The organism is Nocardia coffeae (assembly GCF_019890715.1).
GTDB lineage: Bacteria > Actinomycetota > Actinomycetes > Mycobacteriales > Mycobacteriaceae > Nocardia > Nocardia jiangxiensis.
This window is the reverse complement of the sequence record NZ_JAINZY010000086.1, coordinates 1-381: the sequence shown is the minus strand read 5'-3', so window position 1 is coordinate 381 and position 381 is coordinate 1. Positions and strand designations below refer to the sequence as shown.

1 protein-coding gene is annotated in these 381 nt (G+C 69.8%); it reads left to right on the top strand.

The features are described from left to right. Positions 1-381, top strand: a 381-nt coding sequence (locus K7711_RS47155; protein ID WP_222979718.1) for a DUF4192 family protein, incomplete at both ends; no start/stop codon positions are given.

The window sequence follows — 381 nt, the reverse complement described above, 5'->3', positions numbered from 1 at the left end:
CTGTTCTTCGACACCGACACTCCCGACTCGGTGGTCCGCGCGGGTCACATCGCGCGGGTCGATCTGGACCTACCCGATGGTTCTGTCGCCGTGCAGCAGGTTGCGATGGCCGCGTTCTCCCTGTGTGGCCGGTACCGGCCGGACGCGTTGTGCGCGATCGTCATCGACGATGCCGTCGGCACCAGCGCACCGATACACCGGTACCGCGGTCTGGTCAGGTTGTTGGCCGACCGGGTCGCGGTGTGGAACATTCCCCTGCTCGATGCCTGGGTCACCCCGGCCACCGAGCCGGGCCAGCCGTGGTGGAGCCTGCTGTACCCGCCCACCAGCGATACCCAGCCCGCCTCGACCGTGCTGCCGGGGGTGGCCGCGCCCGAACCC